Source organism: Allobosea sp. 05T422_2, from assembly GCF_056396265.1.
Window position 1 is genome coordinate 1 of record NZ_JBFTLD010000499.1, and the last position, 1,638, is coordinate 1,638.

The window sequence follows — 1,638 nt, forward strand, 5'->3', positions numbered from 1 at the left end:
GCATCAGCGCGCCCCAGAGCGCCCTGTCTCGCGTGTGGCCCGAGGTCATTTCGGCCGATACMGTTGCCGGCGCTGACATGGTGGTGGCGGTCATCAGTTGTCCTCCGAGGCCCCGCATTCTTTCGACGGGTCGGCATCCCACGGCGTGTTCGGCCGCAGGATGCCGTTTTCGCGGTCGTTCAGGTCGTCGGGATCAGCCGGCGATCTGCTTGATGCGAGCGATCATCTCGTCCACGGCCTGTTCGGGCGAGATCTTGTCCTGGACAACGCGGTTCACCGCCTTGGCCCAGACGTTCTCGGCATTCACGGTCGTGAAATTGTAGTTGTAGACGAACTGGAACGGAACAGTGCCGTCCTTGTACTGCTTGTAGACGACCGCGCGGTGCGGGTCCTTGCCATCGGACCAGAACGGAGCCTCGATGCCCTTGAGCGTCGTCGGCACCCAGCGCCCGGCCGAGCCCTCGACGAAGGGACGCAGGTTCTCGTCCTTCATCAGGAAGGCCATGAACTCCTTGCCGCGCTTCTTGTTCTTCGCATCGGCGAAGATCACGGCCGTCTTGACCGCCGCCAGGTTCGTCATGGGGCTGCCATCCGGCTTCCTCGGGAACTCGGCCGTGCGGATGTTCTCCTCGTAGTTCTTCTTCGCGGTCGCCCGCTGCTCGGCGGTCAGCGCCGGATTGTTCATGTCGTCCATGTGCTTGCCGGCGATCGAGATCGTGGCGTTATGCGTGGCAACGGTCGTGCGGTTGTGGAATGCGACGTTGTTGTCTGGGTCGAGCCAGTTCACCGACGAGGGCGGGGTGCAGCCGCGTTGGAAGATGTTCGCATAGGCCTTGACCGCCTCGATCATCCCGGCCCGGTTCTTGGGCTGGTCGAGGACGATCTTGCCGTTCTCGTCGACGACCTGCGCGTTGAAGGCGTTGGCGAAGGTCAGGAAGCTGTAGAAAGTGTCGGAGGCGGCGACGCCCATGGGATGGCCGATGCCGTAGATGCGCTTGCCCTTGGCCCGCAATGCGCCCTGAACCTTGTCACACCAGAAATCCCAATAACCGTCCCAGCCCTTGGGGATGTCCGCTTCCTTGAAGCCCGCCTCCTCCAGCATGTCCTTCCAGTAGGTGATGTGCATCATCTGCTGTTCGACGGGGAAGGCGTAGTAGGATTTCTTGCCGGCCTTGTTGTTCATCAGGAAGGTCGTCGCCAGCGCCTGCGGCTGGAACTCTGCCTTCATCGGCTCGATCACGTCGGTGACGTCCTCGAGCTTGCCGTCGAAGGCCCATTTCCCGGTCGTGCGGAAATCATAGGTGGTGCAGAAGCCGACATCGGGAGGCGTTCCGGCCTCGACGGCGCCGACCGATTTGGTCACGCAATCCTCAGTCGCATAGAGCGAGAGATCGACCTTGACGCCCGTCGCCTTCTGGAACTTGTCGACCACCGCGAGCAGGGCATCGTCCTCGCCCTTGTAGAAACCCTTGGTGAACCAGACCGTCACCGTCTCCTGCGCAACGGCGGCGCCGGACCAGCCGGCGGCGATCGCCGCGAAGGCTGCACCGGTCACGAGATAACGCATGGATTTCATTGAGAACCTCCCATTTCAAACGTTTAAATCTGACGTTTTGGTACGCCTTCACCGAGGAGACT

1 protein-coding gene is annotated in these 1,638 nt (G+C 61.9%); it reads right to left on the reverse strand.

All coding sequences use genetic code 11. The features are described 5' to 3' along the window. Positions 1-193: 193 nt before the first annotated feature. The gene (locus AC1DJT_RS36570; protein WP_441506135.1) at positions 194-1,567 is read right to left on the reverse strand and encodes an ABC transporter substrate-binding protein; all 1,374 of its coding nucleotides are present in this window, start codon (positions 1,565-1,567) and stop codon (positions 194-196) included. Between the last annotated feature and the right edge of the window lie 71 nt (positions 1,568-1,638).